The organism is Olsenella profusa DSM 13989 (assembly GCF_030811115.1).
In the GTDB taxonomy this organism is placed as follows: domain Bacteria; phylum Actinomycetota; class Coriobacteriia; order Coriobacteriales; family Atopobiaceae; genus Olsenella_F; species Olsenella_F profusa.
The window spans coordinates 1791220-1805807 of record NZ_JAUSQK010000001.1 but is presented as its reverse complement, the minus strand read 5'-3'; the positions used below and the strand labels follow the sequence as shown (position 1 = coordinate 1805807).

General features: G+C 61.3%; 13 protein-coding genes and 2 pseudogenes. 9 read left to right on the top strand and 6 right to left on the bottom strand.

Annotated features, from left to right (window positions below; all coding sequences use genetic code 11):
- Positions 1 to 33: 33 nt before the first annotated feature.
- Entirely contained in the window at positions 34 to 555 is a 522-nt protein-coding gene (locus tag J2S71_RS08330; RefSeq protein WP_307390746.1) for a helix-turn-helix transcriptional regulator, read from the bottom strand.
- A 369-nt stretch (positions 556 to 924) separates the two neighbouring features.
- On the opposite strand from J2S71_RS08330, the gene J2S71_RS08325 reads away from it, so the two are divergent.
- Complete coding sequence (locus J2S71_RS08325) at positions 925 to 3051, top strand: anaerobic carbon-monoxide dehydrogenase catalytic subunit (protein ID WP_307390743.1); 2127 nt, start codon at positions 925 to 927, stop codon at positions 3049 to 3051.
- 173 nt (positions 3052 to 3224) lie between these two features.
- Entirely contained in the window at positions 3225 to 3536 is a 312-nt protein-coding gene (locus J2S71_RS08320) for a hypothetical protein (protein ID WP_307390740.1), read from the top strand.
- A 213-nt stretch (positions 3537 to 3749) separates the two neighbouring features.
- Here the strand turns inward: J2S71_RS08320 and J2S71_RS08315 are convergent, their stop codons facing one another.
- From J2S71_RS08315 to J2S71_RS08305, 3 genes are all read right to left on the bottom strand, one after another.
- Complete coding sequence (locus J2S71_RS08315) at positions 3750 to 5036, bottom strand: ATP-binding protein (RefSeq protein WP_307390737.1); 1287 nt, start codon at positions 5034 to 5036, stop codon at positions 3750 to 3752.
- A gap of 400 nt (positions 5037 to 5436) precedes the next feature.
- Positions 5437 to 5880 carry a hypothetical protein gene (locus J2S71_RS08310; RefSeq protein WP_307390734.1) on the bottom strand — a complete coding sequence of 148 codons (444 nt, stop codon included), beginning with the start codon at positions 5878 to 5880 and terminating at the stop codon, positions 5437 to 5439.
- A gap of 9 nt (positions 5881 to 5889) precedes the next feature.
- Complete coding sequence (locus tag J2S71_RS08305; protein ID WP_307390732.1) at positions 5890 to 6003, bottom strand: helix-turn-helix domain-containing protein; 114 nt, start codon at positions 6001 to 6003, stop codon at positions 5890 to 5892.
- 206 nt (positions 6004 to 6209) lie between these two features.
- Between J2S71_RS08305 and J2S71_RS08300 the strand changes: the two genes are divergently transcribed.
- The 7 genes and pseudogenes from J2S71_RS08300 to J2S71_RS08270 all read left to right on the top strand — a co-directional run.
- Complete coding sequence (locus tag J2S71_RS08300; RefSeq protein WP_307390729.1) at positions 6210 to 6860, top strand: class I SAM-dependent methyltransferase; 651 nt, start codon at positions 6210 to 6212, stop codon at positions 6858 to 6860.
- 398 nt (positions 6861 to 7258) lie between these two features.
- Entirely contained in the window at positions 7259 to 8359 is a 1101-nt protein-coding gene (locus J2S71_RS08295) for a helix-turn-helix transcriptional regulator (RefSeq protein ID WP_307390725.1), read from the top strand.
- Positions 8360 to 8746: 387 nt separating this feature from the next.
- The gene (locus J2S71_RS08290; RefSeq protein ID WP_307390722.1) at positions 8747 to 10402 is read left to right on the top strand and encodes an ABC transporter ATP-binding protein; all 1656 of its coding nucleotides are present in this window, start codon (positions 8747 to 8749) and stop codon (positions 10400 to 10402) included.
- A gap of 212 nt (positions 10403 to 10614) precedes the next feature.
- Positions 10615 to 11763 (top strand): annotated as a pseudogene (gene istA, locus J2S71_RS12335) (IS21 family transposase); the annotation flags it as partial.
- 379 nt (positions 11764 to 12142) lie between these two features.
- Positions 12143 to 12907 carry an ATP-binding protein gene (locus J2S71_RS08280; RefSeq protein ID WP_307390719.1) on the top strand — a complete coding sequence of 255 codons (765 nt, stop codon included), beginning with the start codon at positions 12143 to 12145 and terminating at the stop codon, positions 12905 to 12907.
- A 1-nt stretch (position 12908) separates the two neighbouring features.
- A complete protein-coding gene (locus tag J2S71_RS08275; protein WP_307389107.1) occupies positions 12909 to 13103 on the top strand; it encodes a hypothetical protein in 195 nt (64 codons plus the stop codon).
- 122 nt (positions 13104 to 13225) lie between these two features.
- Positions 13226 to 13630 (top strand): annotated as a pseudogene (locus J2S71_RS08270) (ATP-binding cassette domain-containing protein); the annotation flags it as partial.
- Between the two features lie 248 nt (positions 13631 to 13878).
- Here J2S71_RS08270 and J2S71_RS08265 read toward each other — a convergent pair.
- Positions 13879 to 14082, bottom strand: a complete 204-nt coding sequence (locus J2S71_RS08265; RefSeq protein ID WP_021725829.1) for a helix-turn-helix transcriptional regulator — start codon at positions 14080 to 14082, stop codon at positions 13879 to 13881.
- Positions 14079 to 14408 carry a hypothetical protein gene (locus J2S71_RS08260; protein WP_307390714.1) on the bottom strand — a complete coding sequence of 110 codons (330 nt, stop codon included), beginning with the start codon at positions 14406 to 14408 and terminating at the stop codon, positions 14079 to 14081. Before J2S71_RS08260 ends, J2S71_RS08265 begins: the two co-directional genes overlap by 4 nt.
- Positions 14409 to 14588: the final 180 nt, after the last annotated feature.

The following is a 14588-nucleotide window of genomic DNA, read 5'->3' as shown; positions in this document are numbered from 1 at the left end:
GCGGGGCGACGGGCCGTCGCCCCGCCCCGCAGGCTACTCCTGATCCTTGCGGAACTCGCGAATCATCTTGGCCAGGCCCTTGAAGTCGAGGTGCACGTGCTCCTTGTCGTTGTCCACGTGGATGCCGTCCCAGCCCACATGGACCTCCTCGCCCCTCTTGGAGTCGCGGACATGCACGCCCTGGGAGAGGCTGATGTTGACGTAGTCCTGATCGGGGCTCTCGGGGCGTTGCCAAGCAGGCTCCTCCCCTGCCTCCTCGGACGCCTCCTCGGCGACGTGTGCGCCCTCCGTGCCCTCTCCCGAGCTGCCTGCATCCGTCTCGCACTCAGGTGATGCGATTGCCGTCCCCTCGGGATCGGCGAACAAGAGCTCGTCCACCGTCACCTCATAGAGCAGGGCGAGCGCGATGAGGTTGTCGGTGTCGGGGGACGACTCGGCGCACTCCCACTTCGACACCGCCTGACGCGACACGCCGATCCTGGTGGCTACCTGCTCCTGGGAGAGCCCGGAGGCCCGACGGTACTCGTAGAGCCTCTTCGCTGTCTCGATCTTCATGATGGGAGCCTTTCTCTGTCGTCGTTGGTATGAGCCTAGCAGCTGCCTGGCACCATGCTCGACCACACCCAATGCGAAGCGCCACCACTTCTGGCTTGCAATTTCCCCCGCAACCGATAGTTGCAGGGGAAATTGGTTGAGCGACACGTTCACCAAAAGACGCTATAAGGGCGTCGGCAGCCCACATACAGGACAACGCAATCGTTACCTTTCCCCTCCCACATGCCAGTGTTCTCCCGTTCCTAACGCACGCCATCAAAACAATGCAAGGGCTCGTGCGCCATCGCCTTGCTACCGTGAAAGGCGTTCCTCATCGAGGATGCGCAGGCTGATCAAGGCCACGTGGGAACGGGTGACGGGAGCACACGGATGCAGACAGGCAAGCACAACGGCACACTCAACCAGGATCTCGCGCACGGGCACGCCCATGGTCATACGCATTCCAAGGCCCACATACACAGCCACAGGAACCTGATAGGCTTCAGTGAGCAGGGCATCCCCGTCGTCACGCGCAAGGCCGACCACAGCACGGGCGACGAGGAGGCCGATCGCAAGGCCTTCATCAAGGACTACATGGATGCCATCAAGGCATACCGAACGTCCTTTCCCACCAAGAGCCAGCAGAGGGAGCTCACCCCCGACCCGGCGGTCAGGGAAATGATCGAGCGGTCCGACGCGCTGGGATTCAGCACCGCCTTCGACCGCTTCGACGCGCAGCAGCCACAGTGCAGCTTCGGCCTGGCAGGCATCTGCTGCAAGGTCTGCAACATGGGACCCTGCCGCATCTCGGCAAAGGCGCCGTGCGGGGTATGCGGCGCCGATGCCGACCTGATCGTCGCGCGCAACCTGGCGCGCGCTGCCGCCGCCGGCGTGGCACAGCATGGCATGCACGCCCGTGAGGTCATCCTCACGCTGAAATGGGCAGCGGAGGGCAGGCTCGACCTGCCCATCCTAGGTAAGGAGAAGCTCAAGGCAACAGCCGAGAGGTTTGGCATCAAGACCAGGGGCCGCCAGCTGAGGCACATCGCATGCGACCTGGCAGACGCCCTGCTCGAGGATCTGTCACGCACCAACCCGGAGCAGGAGTACCGCACCATCAAGGCGCTGGCACCGGCCGAGCGCCAAAAGGTATGGGAGGACATGGATATCATGCCCATCTCCGCCTACCACGAGGTCTTCGAGACGTACCACCGCACGGGCTGCGCGACCGACGGCGACTGGCGCTCCGTGATGGAGCAGTTCCTGCGCTGCGGCCTGGCCTTCACGTTCTCGGGCGTGACGGGGGCGAACCTGGCCATGGACAGCCTCTTTGGCGTGGGCGACCGCGTGACCTCCAAGGTGAACCTGGGTGCGCTCAGGGAGGGCTACGTGAACATCGCGGTCCATGGGCACCTCCCCACGCTGGTGCACGCCATCATCGCGGTGGGCCACGAGGACGCCTTCATCGAGAGGGCCAAGGCCGTGGGTGCGAAGGGCATCCGCTTCTACGGCATCTGCTGCTCGGCCCTGGCCGCCATGTACCGCTACGGTGGCGTCATCCCCCTGTCGAACGCGGTGTCCGCCGAACTCGTGCTGGGCACCGGCGCGCTCGACCTGTGGGTCGCCGACGTCCAGGACGTGTTCCCCACGATCATGGAGGTGGCTCGGTGCTTCAGGACGACGGTCGTGACCACGTCGGACAGCGCGCGTCTGCCAGGAGCCGAGCGCTTCGAGTATGACCACCATCACTCCAACGTCGAGCAGACGCGCAGCCTAGCCGAGGCCATCGTCAACCGCGGCATCGAGAGCTTCCAGCAGCGTCGCGGCATCCCGGTGCACATACCACCGTATGAGGTGGACGCGGAGGTGGGCTTCTCGGTCGAATACGTGGCGCGTCGCTTTGGCGGGTTCGATCCGCTCGCAGAGGCCGTCAAGGACGGCCAGGTGCTCGGCATCGTGAACATGGTGGGCTGCAACAACCCGAAGGTCCCCTATGAGCGCTGCATCGTCAACGTGGTCGATGTCCTCCTGAGGAACAACGTCCTCGTCCTGTCCAACGGCTGCGCGTCGTTCCCCCTGATGAAGCTGGGCTACTGCAACGTGCGTGACGGGCAGGGGCGCTGCGGGGCCAGCCTTGCGGAGTTCCTGGGCGACGACCTGCCTCCCGTGTGGCATGTCGGCGAGTGCATCGACAACACGCGCAGCACCGGCATCCTGGGAGGCGTCGCAGCGACGGCAGGACAGCGCGTGTGCGACATGCCGTACGCCTTCAGCTCGCCGGAGTGGTCCAACGAGAAGTCGGTGGACGCCGCCCTGGGCTTCCGCCTGCTCGGCATCAGCTCGTATCATTGCGTCGAGCAGCAGATCTACGGGTCCAAGAACGTCATCGAGTTCCTCAAGGAGGGCACGATGGAGACCCTGGGCAGCCGCATGGTCATCGATGTCGACCCCAAGCGGCTCGGCCAGCAGATCGTCAATGACATGAGGGCCAAGCGAGTCGCGCTTGGCTGGGACTAACGCCCCCAGACAAAGACGTGAAGACCTTCCTCCTGCCCTCCTTCTCCTGGGGCGCGTTCGAGTGCGTCCGGAACTATGACTTTACCTGCGAAGAGCGCTTCTATAGCATGTGCAGGTGAGATGTACGTCGTCTTCGAGAGGAACGATATGAGAGCGTTGCTGGTTGTGTCGATGTGCAGACCGATGTGATACGGCAAGGACAAAGCGCCAAGGGCCTCATCGAGGCATGCAACGACGTCATCGCGCGCTACGCAGAGAACGTCGTGTACATCGTGAACAAGCTGCCTTGGGAGTCGGCCTCGAAGGTTAAGGAGTTCGTCGCGAGGCTCAGCGTGGTGTCGAAGCTGCTTTTCGATAAGAAGAGAGGCGACGCGTTCTCTCATCCTGCTCTACTGCAAGCGCTTCGAAGCATGGGGCCGATTCGGTCGAGATCATTGGCGCCGACGGGAATCATTGCATCAAGGCGACGGCGCTCGGTGCCCTAAGGAACGGCTGTCCGCAACGGTCAACATACGTGCTGTGTCGTCAAGGAACGAAAGGGCTTTCGATGCGACGAAGCAGCGCCTTCGCAGCGCGGGGGTTGGCTTGGCTGGCCGCATAAGCTCGAACGTGCGAGCTGGGTGCAGGTGAACGGGCGCGGGACGAGTACGGAACACGGTACTGATGCGGGCGTGAGCGCACCATCACACTTGTACGTCCTACGCCCCCAAGGTGTCAATCGGGATGACGTACACCCCATCCGAGCCTCGCCTGCGCGCCATCGTGCCCTTTCCCAACAGCACGGCCATGAAGCTGGGCTTGGGGTTGCGCGCCGCGGGATTTGCGGCCACCTTCGCAGCAAGCCGCATGAGATTGGCAGCTGCTTTCTCGACCTTCGACTCCCCCGTCTTGATCTCGACGGCAGCCCACCGACCGTCAGCTAGCTCGATGATGGCATCAACCTCAAGGCCGTCGGCATCCGCGTAATACCGCAGGGAGCTCCCGTACGACTCGGGCAGGGCAGAGACGTAGACGAACAAATCGTGAATGCAGAGCGATTCGATCAAAAGACCAAGCAGCTGACCGTCTTTGAGCAAGCGTGAGGGGTCGACACCGAGCAGACTAGCCACGAGGGAGGTATCGCAGAGATAGCGCTTCGGCTTTGTGCGGAGCCTTGACCTCGATCTGATTGGGGCGTCCCAACCCGGCAGCTCCTCGATGAAGTAGTTGCGCCTGAATTCCTCGAGATACGAGGATATGGTCGCATCGGCTGGGGCGACGTCGCCAAGGGCAGCGATGTCGCTTCTCATGGTGCCCATCGTCGCACTTGTCGCCACGTTACGCGCGAGGGACGTGGCAATGCGACGGGACAGGACGGGGCTTTTCCCTGCATGGGGCATACTCACCTCGAACAGTGCGTCGAGATAGCCCGCTGCAACGGCCTTGGGGTTCGTCGACTCGCCCGTCTGAAGAGCCGGCCATCCACCACGGCATACGATGTCGGCCAGGTCTGCAAGACCGAGATGGGACTGCATCGGCTCAAAGCGATCCTCAAAGAGTCCCGAGAGGGACACCGCCCCCGTAGAGTCACCCGTCTCCGCAAGACTCATGGTATGCATGCGCAGTCGCGCGATACGCCCGGCGCCACTATGCCGCTTCTCGCCCTCGGGAGGAGTCGATGAGCCCGTCAAGATGAACTGCCCGGATCTGTTCGCACTGTCATCAATCCTGTGTCGCACGACATTCCATATGGCAGGCACATCCTGCCATTCGTCGATAACATGAGGAGCATCTCCGACAAGTGAGAGCTGTGGGTCATCCGCATAGATTTCCCTGGACTCATCCACACGCGTCACGCTCTCACCAAACGCCTGGGCCGTCCAAGACTTCCCCGACCAGCGGGGTCCGCAGAGCTCTATGCCGCCAAAGGCACCCAAGAGGGCCCGCAGCTGTGAATCGACACTGCGAGAAATGTACGTTTCTGGCTTGAGCTTCGAGTACCGCATGGAACCTACCCCTCGGAAGACCATCCTGGTATGCCCGATGATAGCAGGATGTGACCGAGTATCGATGGTTTTCGAGGTATTGTGTCTACTATTTTCGAGCAAATCCAACAGCAATTTTCGAGTCAATTCGCTTTGGTCTTTCGAGGAACTTGGGTACAGACACACCATGTCAGGACACAGTCAAGTGGGACGACAGTTGAGAGGTCCGACATGTCTTGTTGGCGGGACCCATGCCTCCGATGTGATCCAATCGACATAGGAGATTCGAGAGGAAGAAAGCGACAGGCAAAGACAACGTACAATGAAAGGCACGCTTCGCGTCATGCAACACCGAACGGGCGCGAGACGAGCACGGAACACGGTACCGATGCGGGCGGGAGCGCGCACCGCATGGTTCCGGTCAGGAGGTATAGGCACCGAGCAGGAACGCTCCCAGGAGGAGTAACGCGGGCGCCACGAGCAGCACGATGTCGACCGATGCCGCCTGCCTCCAGGTCTTTCCGTGCACCCCGCGCCAGATTGCATAGGCGACCAGTGCCCCCGGTATGAGTGGATACGTCAGGGGGACGCTCATGGTCATCATGAGCTCCGACCCGTTCCACCGGAGGGAGGACAGCATCTCCACCAGCATCGTGACTACCGCCAATACGGCAATGAGCATCACGACGTCCCTAATTTCCCTCTCTACCTGTGCCTCGGTGAGGTCAAGGGCACCCTTGCAAGCCTCATCCGCCTCATGCGTCGACATGACTTCCCCCGTCCTCTCCGCCCTCATCAGCTCGATGACGGACACGTCCAAGGCATCCGCCAGCGGTTCGATGGTCCCGATATCAGGAAAACCCACGCCCTGCTCTCAGCGGCTGACCGCCTTGTCGGTCACGCAAATCCTGTCTGCAAGTAAGGCCTGGGTCGTCCCCTGCTGCTTGCGCCGTCGCGCCATGAAGTTGCCAAACCGGTGTGCATCCATGTGCGCCTCCTTTCAGGGACAAACATGCCCCAGAAGTCCGCAACGGTCAATCGACGCTTCGTTTGCCCGCACAAAAGACCTGTTGGCTCTGTGTCTCTGCCGTACATTGCCAGTGGGATGGCACGTGGCTCCAGAAGGTCACGCATATCAGTCTATAGTTTCCCTATAAAGACAAGTTTAGGCTTACTTTGATGGGAGTGTGTCGCATGAGGACGGCAGAGCAGTACAAGCGCCTCTCCATAGAGGAGTTCACGAAGGCGGCCGAGACGGACGAGACGGACGATGCCGGCATCTACGAGCCGTGCCGTGCCGAGTACCCCAGCATCCTGAAAGAGCTTGAGCGGGAACCCTTCGAGGACCTTCTCGACTGCGGGTGCGGGACGGGTCCCATGATCTCGCTCCTGCACAAGAGATGGCCGGATCGCCGCTACACCGGCCTCGGCCTCACGCCCAAGATGATCGAGGTCGCCCGGGCAAAGGCGCTCGCCAACGTCAGGTTCGTGGTAGGCGACTGCGAGGACATCCCCTTCGAGGACTCATCGTTTGACGTCGCAATCTGCTCCATGAGCTTCCACCACTACCCCAATCCCCAGGACTTTTTTGACAGCGCGTCTCACATTCTGAGGCCCGGAGGCAAGCTTGTGCTCAACGACAGCACCGGCAACGCCCTTATGGTCTGGTTCATCAATAACGTTGAGCTGCCGCTGGCAAACCTCCTCCACAAGGGCGACGTGCGCATCTATTCCAGAAAGGAAATCGAGCGGATGTGCCAGGAGTCCAGGCTCACCCTTGAAGTCTTCCGAAACGACAGGCTCTGGCATCTTCATGCCGTGATGCGCAAGCCCAGGGCCATTTAGGTGGTCATGCGAGCTGGTCCACCTAGTAAACCAGCTATCACACCTCAGGTGAAACCGAGGATTGCTCCAACCGCCCTTTGGGCTCTACATGTGAGTTACTGGCCTTGTTCGCTCGTCTTCATATCCGTGGGCAAGTGCGGCGCACAGGCATCGTGTGCCTCATCGCAATGGTTGACAGTGAGATCCTTGAGCACTGACGATGTGGCATAGATGAGGCCGAGCTTCATCCCTTCCCCGCGGTTGATTTTTCTGGATGACATTCGACACAGCTTCCATCGTCTTTGACTCCTTGGCGATTCATAATTTCTTAATGAGTTCACAGCCCTTCTGAGTGGACCCACGGTCGAATCACAGCGAAGGCTCCGCTCGCCACACCTGATAGAAACCGGAGGGAGCATATGTCTGCTTTCGATTCCATCAACATCGGGGCGGTTATTGCTCGGGAGAGAAAAAGACGCAGCATGACCCAAGGGGATGTCGCGAACTTTGTCGGGGTGTCGAAGGCCGCCGTTTCCAAGTGGGAACTCGGCATCAGTCTTCCCGATATCACGTTGCTGCCAAAGCTGTCCGCGCTTTTCTCCATCAGCATCGAGGAATTGCTGGGCTACGAAGCAGTGCTGCCAGAGAAAACAGTCCAGGAGATACGCGACAAACTCCTTGAGGAATTCAAGGCTGATTCAGCAGAGGCATACGAACACCTGGACGTCATCGTCAGGCTCCACTACTCGAGCTGGTCTCTGCTGCTCACCGCTGCTGCTTTGTTGCTTGCAGTGAACAATGGGGCAGCAGGAGTGATCAAACATAAGGACGCGATGAGGTTCACAGGCAGGGGCGTAGAGTATTGCGAACGAGTTGAGCGAGATTGTCCGATTGAGGCCCTTGTAAGAAAGGCGAGAAAGTTGCATGTGGTGTTCTTGCTCCTGTCGCTTGGAGATGGCGAGGAAGGTCTTGACGAAATCGTCGCTCTATTGGGCCCGAACGCAGAAACGGACTCGTCTTCCACCCCTCTGCTCGCCGAGGCCTACTACATAAGCGGCGATTTCGAATCGGCACGCCACCTATTCCAGCTTATGCTTGCGGATGGCGTGGAGCTTATCCTCGCAAGCGTGCCTTTCATGCTCCGGCTCGTCCCGAGCGAAGACGATGCAGCGATATCCGATTGCGCACTGCTCGTCACACAGCTCTATGATCACTTCGGGAGAAGCGTCATCGACCCTCTTATCGTACTAGGGATTTTCTTCTCGGTTGCATGCATAAGTCTGTCGCGGAAGGACCTGGACGGTGCGACGCGCGCTTTCGCCGCCTACGCTGTCGCAGTGAATGACCTGGATGCAGTGGAGAGTGACCCGAGCGATACTGCCCCCTTACATGCCTTCGCCAAGGCAAGGAGGAACGAAACCCTGGAAGACCTTGTCGAGGGAGGAAACACACTCCGATATGTTGAGGAAGCGCTTCGCATCTTGCACGCCCATGCAGAAGCGATGTCATCTAGAACGTGACTCTGCCTGGCAGAGACGAAGGAATATAAGGGCGCATTGGACGGGGCACAGAGTGCGATTGCTCGCTTTAATGAATATAAAAGACTCTCTGAGCAGAAAAGGGAGTCTCAGCGATGAAAAACTACCTGACTCTTTCGTATGATTAACATCGTGAGGAACTTTAGCGACTACCAGGACTTAGGGCGGCCCAAGAGGCAGTAGACCAGTATACCGTGCACGTATTGTCACACTGCTCGAAGTGCAATGTGTCTCGCCTCTGCCCAAAGTGCTTCGCAACAACTGAGGATGACCCTTACTACCATCTCGGCGATTCGTTTTGTGCGGCCATTCGCAGAACGATCGAGAAGAGGTTATCTGTCTATGCCACCATTATGAAGAGGAATCCGCATGCATTTTCTCAGGCATTTGGTCAGTAACAGAGGCAGCTCCCTGCGCCTCTTGACTCCATACGTTCGGGGCAACAAGGGCAAACTGACCGGCGCAGGCGCGCTCCTCCTCTGCTATTCGGCCTTGACCGTGCTTCCATCATTGGTTATGCAGCTACTCATCGATGATGGGTTCGGTACTGGAAGACTGAACATCATAATACTACTCGCGGTTTCGCTGGTTGTCATTGCAGGTGCCCAATCCCTGCTCTCGGTCAGTGCGGCGAAGCTACTTGCAAGGGTCGGGCAAAGCATCGTCTCGGATTTTCGCGGCGCTTTGGTCTCTCGAGCGCTATCGATGCCTACCGATTGGCTTTCGGACAAGGATGACGGCTATATCGCATCGAGGATTAATGAGGCAAACAACGTCTCCTCGCTTTTCTCACAGACGAGTTTTACCTTTTTGAGCAGTATCCTTCAGGCGATGGTCGCTGTGTCACTCATGGCGTCGACCGATGTGCGCATCTTGCTTTTCGCCATGCTGCCGATTCCCGTGTATGCAGCCTATGCGGTTCATTCTGTACGGAAATACAGAGTTGCCATGGCCGAAGCGTTCGAGGCAGGCGCACGACTTGCGGGCAGGACGACGGAGGCGGTTGCGAGCAGGGAGGAAGCGAAGATAAATGCCTCCTCCGCCTATGGGACGAAGAGGGTTGACCGAGCGAACAGGCTATTCAGGGACAAGTCAATCAGGCAGGCTGTTCTTGCCTCCGTGACAGGCGAGAGCATGAAAGTCTTGACAACGGCGTCTGCCGCCCTGGTATATATCGTTTGCGGCGTGCTCATGGGTGACTCTAGGTTGTCTCTGGGGCAGATCGTTGCATCCGTGCAGTATGCCTCATACCTCTACAGCCCCTTTCTTGTCGCAGTGTCAGTGTCTATATCACTTCAGCCTGCCCTTGCCGCACTCGACCGTATAGCCGGGGTATTCCCAGCGGATTCCCCTGCCTATGGCGCCCCCATCATGATGAGGACAGAACCCACGGAGATTGAGATAAGGGATCTGAGCTTTAGGTGGGGCGGTGGGGATAGGATCTTATTTGGGGGACTCAATGCCAACCTAGTACGACCGTCGCTTGTCCTGATCAAGGGCGCCAATGGAAGTGGAAAGACCACCCTCGCCAAGATACTCCTGGGATCGATTCAGAATTGGTCGGGCTCGATCCTTGTTGATGGCATTCCCCTCAAGTCAATAGCCACCGACTCATGGAAAGGGTACTGTTCAGCGGTCTCGCAGCATCCCTTCCTCTTGAATGCCAGCATACGTGAAAACGTCTCGTTCGGGATCGAGAAGATGGATGAGGAAGCCTATGAGAGGGCTCTTCACCTATCGGGTCTGGATGAGATCATCAGCAGGCTTCCGGAGGGAGAGCTGACGGAAGTCGGACCGGCCGCCTCAAGGCTTTCTGGTGGAGAGCGACAGAAGGTGGCAATTGCGCGGGCGGTCTTACGCGGAGCATCAATACTCATATTTGATGAGCCTGCAAGTGGCTTGGACGAGCTATCAAGAACCCGTCTCATAGGGCTGCTCAGAACCCTCTCTCGCGACAGGCTGGTGATCGTGATCGACCATGAGAATTTGTTCAATGATATCGCCACCTCAACGATATGCCTGTAAGCAGAGCATGCTGAGGTGGGGTACGTGGTCAATAGAACATCTCTGAGGCGGGACAGGCCAGGCTCTCCTTCCTCGCCTGGACACTATGCCTGTGTTTGATAGCCTCTCAGTTGCGGGTTTGAGCACCGAAGTCTTTCGGGTCTGAGCACGAAAATCTTTCGCATGTGTGCATGGGCACGCCGACCACCCGTTGATGTGGCCTACCTTTGTCGATGCGTCCGTTTTCGACACGAGGAGGCCAAGAGAGGATGATCGGCGTGGACAAGATCGAGGACATCAGGAGGATGTGGAGGAGAGGCGTCTCGGTGGCTGACATCGCGCGAGCCGCCGGCGTGTCCGAGCCCACGGTGCGCAAGCACAGGGACATGGAGGACCTGTCGCCGGAGCCGCCCAGAAGGACGGGGGGCGAGAGCGAGCTGCTCGCGCCCTATGCCGGCACCATCGACAGGTGGCTCGCCGACGACGCCAGGCACTGGAGGAGGCAGCGCCACACGGCCGTGCGCGTGTACGTGCGTCTGAGGGACGAGGAGGGCTACGACGGGTCGTACTCGACTGTGCAGAGGTACGTGAGGAGGCGCCGCGGGGAGATGGCCCGCGAGGCGGACCAGAGGGACGCCCAGGGCTTCCTGCAGCTGGACTGGCTCGCCGGCGAGTGCCAGGTCGACTTCGGCCAGGCGGACTCCGGGGTGAGGGGCGCGCTCACGCGCGGCCACTGCCTCGCGGTGAGCTTCCCGCACCCCGACGTGGGCCTCACGCAGGTCTTCTGGGGCGAGGCCGCCGAGTGCGTGCGCGAGGGGCTCGCGGGCGTCCTCGCGTTCGTGGGCGGCGTGCCCGCGCGCGCGGTGCTCGACAACGCGACGGAGGTCGGCAGGAGGGTGTGCGGGGAGGTGCGCACCAGCGAGCTCTTCAGGCTGTTCGCCGCCCACTACGGGCTCGACCACGCCCTCGCCGACCCCTACTCGGGCAACGAGAAGGGCAACGTCGAGAACGAGGTCGGCTGCCACAGGCGCGACGCCTTCGTCCCGGTCCCGAGCTTCCACGACGTCAGGGCCTTCGACCGGCGCCTGCTCGCGGACTGCCTGGACATGAGCGACAAGCCCCACTACCGCCTCGGCACCCCCGAGCCCGAGCTGTTCGAGGAGGACAGGGCCGCCCTGCGCGAGCTGCCGCCCGCCGCCTTCTCGTGCGCGAGGTGGGAGGTCCGCAGGTGCAGCAGGCAGGGCGTGTTCACGATGGGCGGCGTCCACCGCTACTCCGCGGGCCCCGCCTACGCCCGCAGGGAGGCCAACGTCGCGCTCGGCGCCTTCGACGTCACGGTGGTCGACCAGGAGACCGGCGAGGTGGTCGCCACCTACGAGCGGGAGTGGGGCGACGCGCCAGCCGACTCGTCGGACCCCATGCTGCAGCTCAAGCTGCTGTGCATGAGGCCCGCCGGCTGGCGCGACGGCATCGTGAGGATGTCCCTGCCCGGCGAGCTCGTCGCACACCTGGACGGCGAGGACGCCCCGGGCCCGGGGCGCGACCTGCGCATCCTCAGGGACGAGGCCGGCGCCCACGGGTTCGCCAGCGCCGTCGAGGCCATGGCCGAGTCCCTGTCCGCGACGGGCGGCATAGACGCCGCGACCGTCGGCCTCTCCGCGGCGCGCATCGCCTCGGGGGAGGCGCGCCGCGAGTACGGCGAGGACGTCGACCTCGGGGCCTACGACCGCGCGTTCGGGCTGGTGGAGGGGGGCGCCGGCGATGCAGCCTGGCAGCAGGCAGAGGTCGGAGGCCGAGGGCCTCCTCCGCGCGTGCGCGCGTGCGCTCTTCATATCTTGCGACTCCATAGACGCGTTCCTCGGCAGGGCCACCCCGGGCCAGCTCGCCGCCTGCACGTCGCTGCTCGAGGACGAGCTGTCGCACAGGGAGCGCGCCAAGCGCGGGCGGCTCCTCAGGCAGGCGGGGTTCCCCGTCCCCGAGACGCTCGGGGGCTTCGACTGGCCCAACGTCAGGCTCCCAGACGGCTGGGGCGCCGACGAGATGCGCAGCCTCTCGTTCGTGGACGCAGCGGAGGACCTCGTGTTCTTCGGGAAGACGGGCAGGGGCAAGTCGCATGCCTCGATAGGCCTTGGCACGGCCGCCGTGGCCGCCGGCACCCCCGTGCGGTCCTACCAGACCGCGCGGCTGGTGCTCGCCCTCGGGAAGGCGAAGCGCGACGGCACGCTCGACAGGGTTCTCGCGGACGTCGCGAAGGCCCGGCTGGTGATCCTGGGCGAGTTCGGCCACGTGCCCTTCGACGTGGACGGCGCGCGGCCGCCCTGCCAGGTCATATCCGACAGCTACGAGTGCCGGAGCATCGTGTTCACCACCAACGTGGAGTTCTCCAGGTGGGGCACGGTCTTCGCGGGCGACGAGCTGGCCGCGGCGATCGTCGACAGGGTCGCGCGCCACGGCAGGCTCGTGGAGTTCGGCGGGCCCAGCCACAGGCTGGAGAACTCGCTGATGCTCGGGAAGGGAGGCGAGTGACGTGAGGGAGAAGCCCGGGGCGCGCCGCGCCTCGTGCCCCATCTGGGACCTCGACGACTGGGTGCTGGAGCACCACGACGTCGTGACGCTCTGCAGGGGCTTCGACTGCCCCGAGTGCGTCGCGGACCCGGAGGAGCTGGGGCCGACCGGGCCCCCTGCGCCGCCGGACCCCGGCGTCCGCGAGGTCCCGTTCTAGGAGGTTGCAAGGGTCGGCGGGTCCGTGCGCAAACCCGCAAAAGTTTCGTGCACGGACCCGAAAGAAATGCGTGCACATTCCCGAAACTGGGGCTTGACTAAACACACACCGACTCATGGAAAGGGTACTGTTCAGCGGTCTCGCAGCATCCCTTCCTCTTGAATGCCAGCATACGTGAAAACGTCTCGTTCGGGATCGAGAAGATGGATGAGGAAGCCTATGAGAGGGCTCTTCACCTATCGGGTCTGGATGAGATCATCAGCAGGCTTCCGGAGGGAGAGCTGACGGAAGTCGGACCGGCCGCCTCAAGGCTTTCTGGTGGAGAGCGACAGAAGGTGGCAATTGCGCGGGCGGTCTTACGCGGAGCATCAATACTCATATTTGATGAGCCTGCAAGTGGCTTGGACGAGCTATCAAGAACCCGTCTCATAGGGCTGCTCAGAACCCTCTCTCGCGACAGGCTGGTGATCGTGATCGACCATGAGAATTTGTTCAATGATATCGCCACCTCAACGATATGCCTGTAAGCAGAGCATGCTGAGGTGGGGTACGTGGTCAATAGAACATCTCTGAGGCGGGACAGGCCAGGCTCTCCTTCCTCGCCTGGACACTATGCCGCTATCAACGTGGGCAAGGAGCTGCACGGTACCTCCTCATGCTCCTGTACGAGGTCGCCTGGCTCCGCTAGGCCACGCTGGCACACACCACGGACACCTCCGCAAGGTCCACGACCGTTAGGCGGGAAGGCCCGTCCGCATCCTCTCTGCAGCCGTACTTACCGATCGGGGAAGAAGACCTCCTCCACCTGCGTCTGGAACAGTCGCGCTATCCTGATCGCAAGCCCAAGGGAGGGGTCATATTTGTCGTTCTCGATCGCTATGACCGTCTGGCGGCTGACCCCCAGCAGCGCCGCCATGTCCTCCTGACGGTACCCCGCCCTCTTCCGTCGCTCCCTGACGTTGTTCCTCATGCCGGTCATGCCCTGGAGACGAGGTACATGCCAGCCGCAATCAGAGCCACGACAACGGCCACTGCCTCCAGAAGCACGCGGAGGAGTCGGTTGGGCTCATGATACTCCTCGTCCCCCGCAAGCATCCGCTGCCGAATCGCAAGCCTCGAGAGACCCTGTGCCAACACCCCTCCCAACAGGACCCAGCCCGGGACAGGCTCATATCCCCTCCCGTTCAGAGCCGCCTGAAGGCAGTTGTAGAGGGTCCAGGCAGAGAGCGCAAGGAGCAGGACCCGATAGCCCCACTCTTCCGACCTCAGGAACATGCGTTGGTCCATCTCGTCGGTCTTCTTCATCCAGACCACCCCTTCCGCCTTTGAATGTAAAATACCATTTACATTTTGCATGATACGACATCCAGTGGCTATATGTCAAGAGTACTTTACATTTCCCGGGGGAAACTCGCCCCATCAGCGCATGTCCCCAACCGCGGCACACCCAGGCCACAGGACAGGCGCCATGGCATGCGGCGTCAA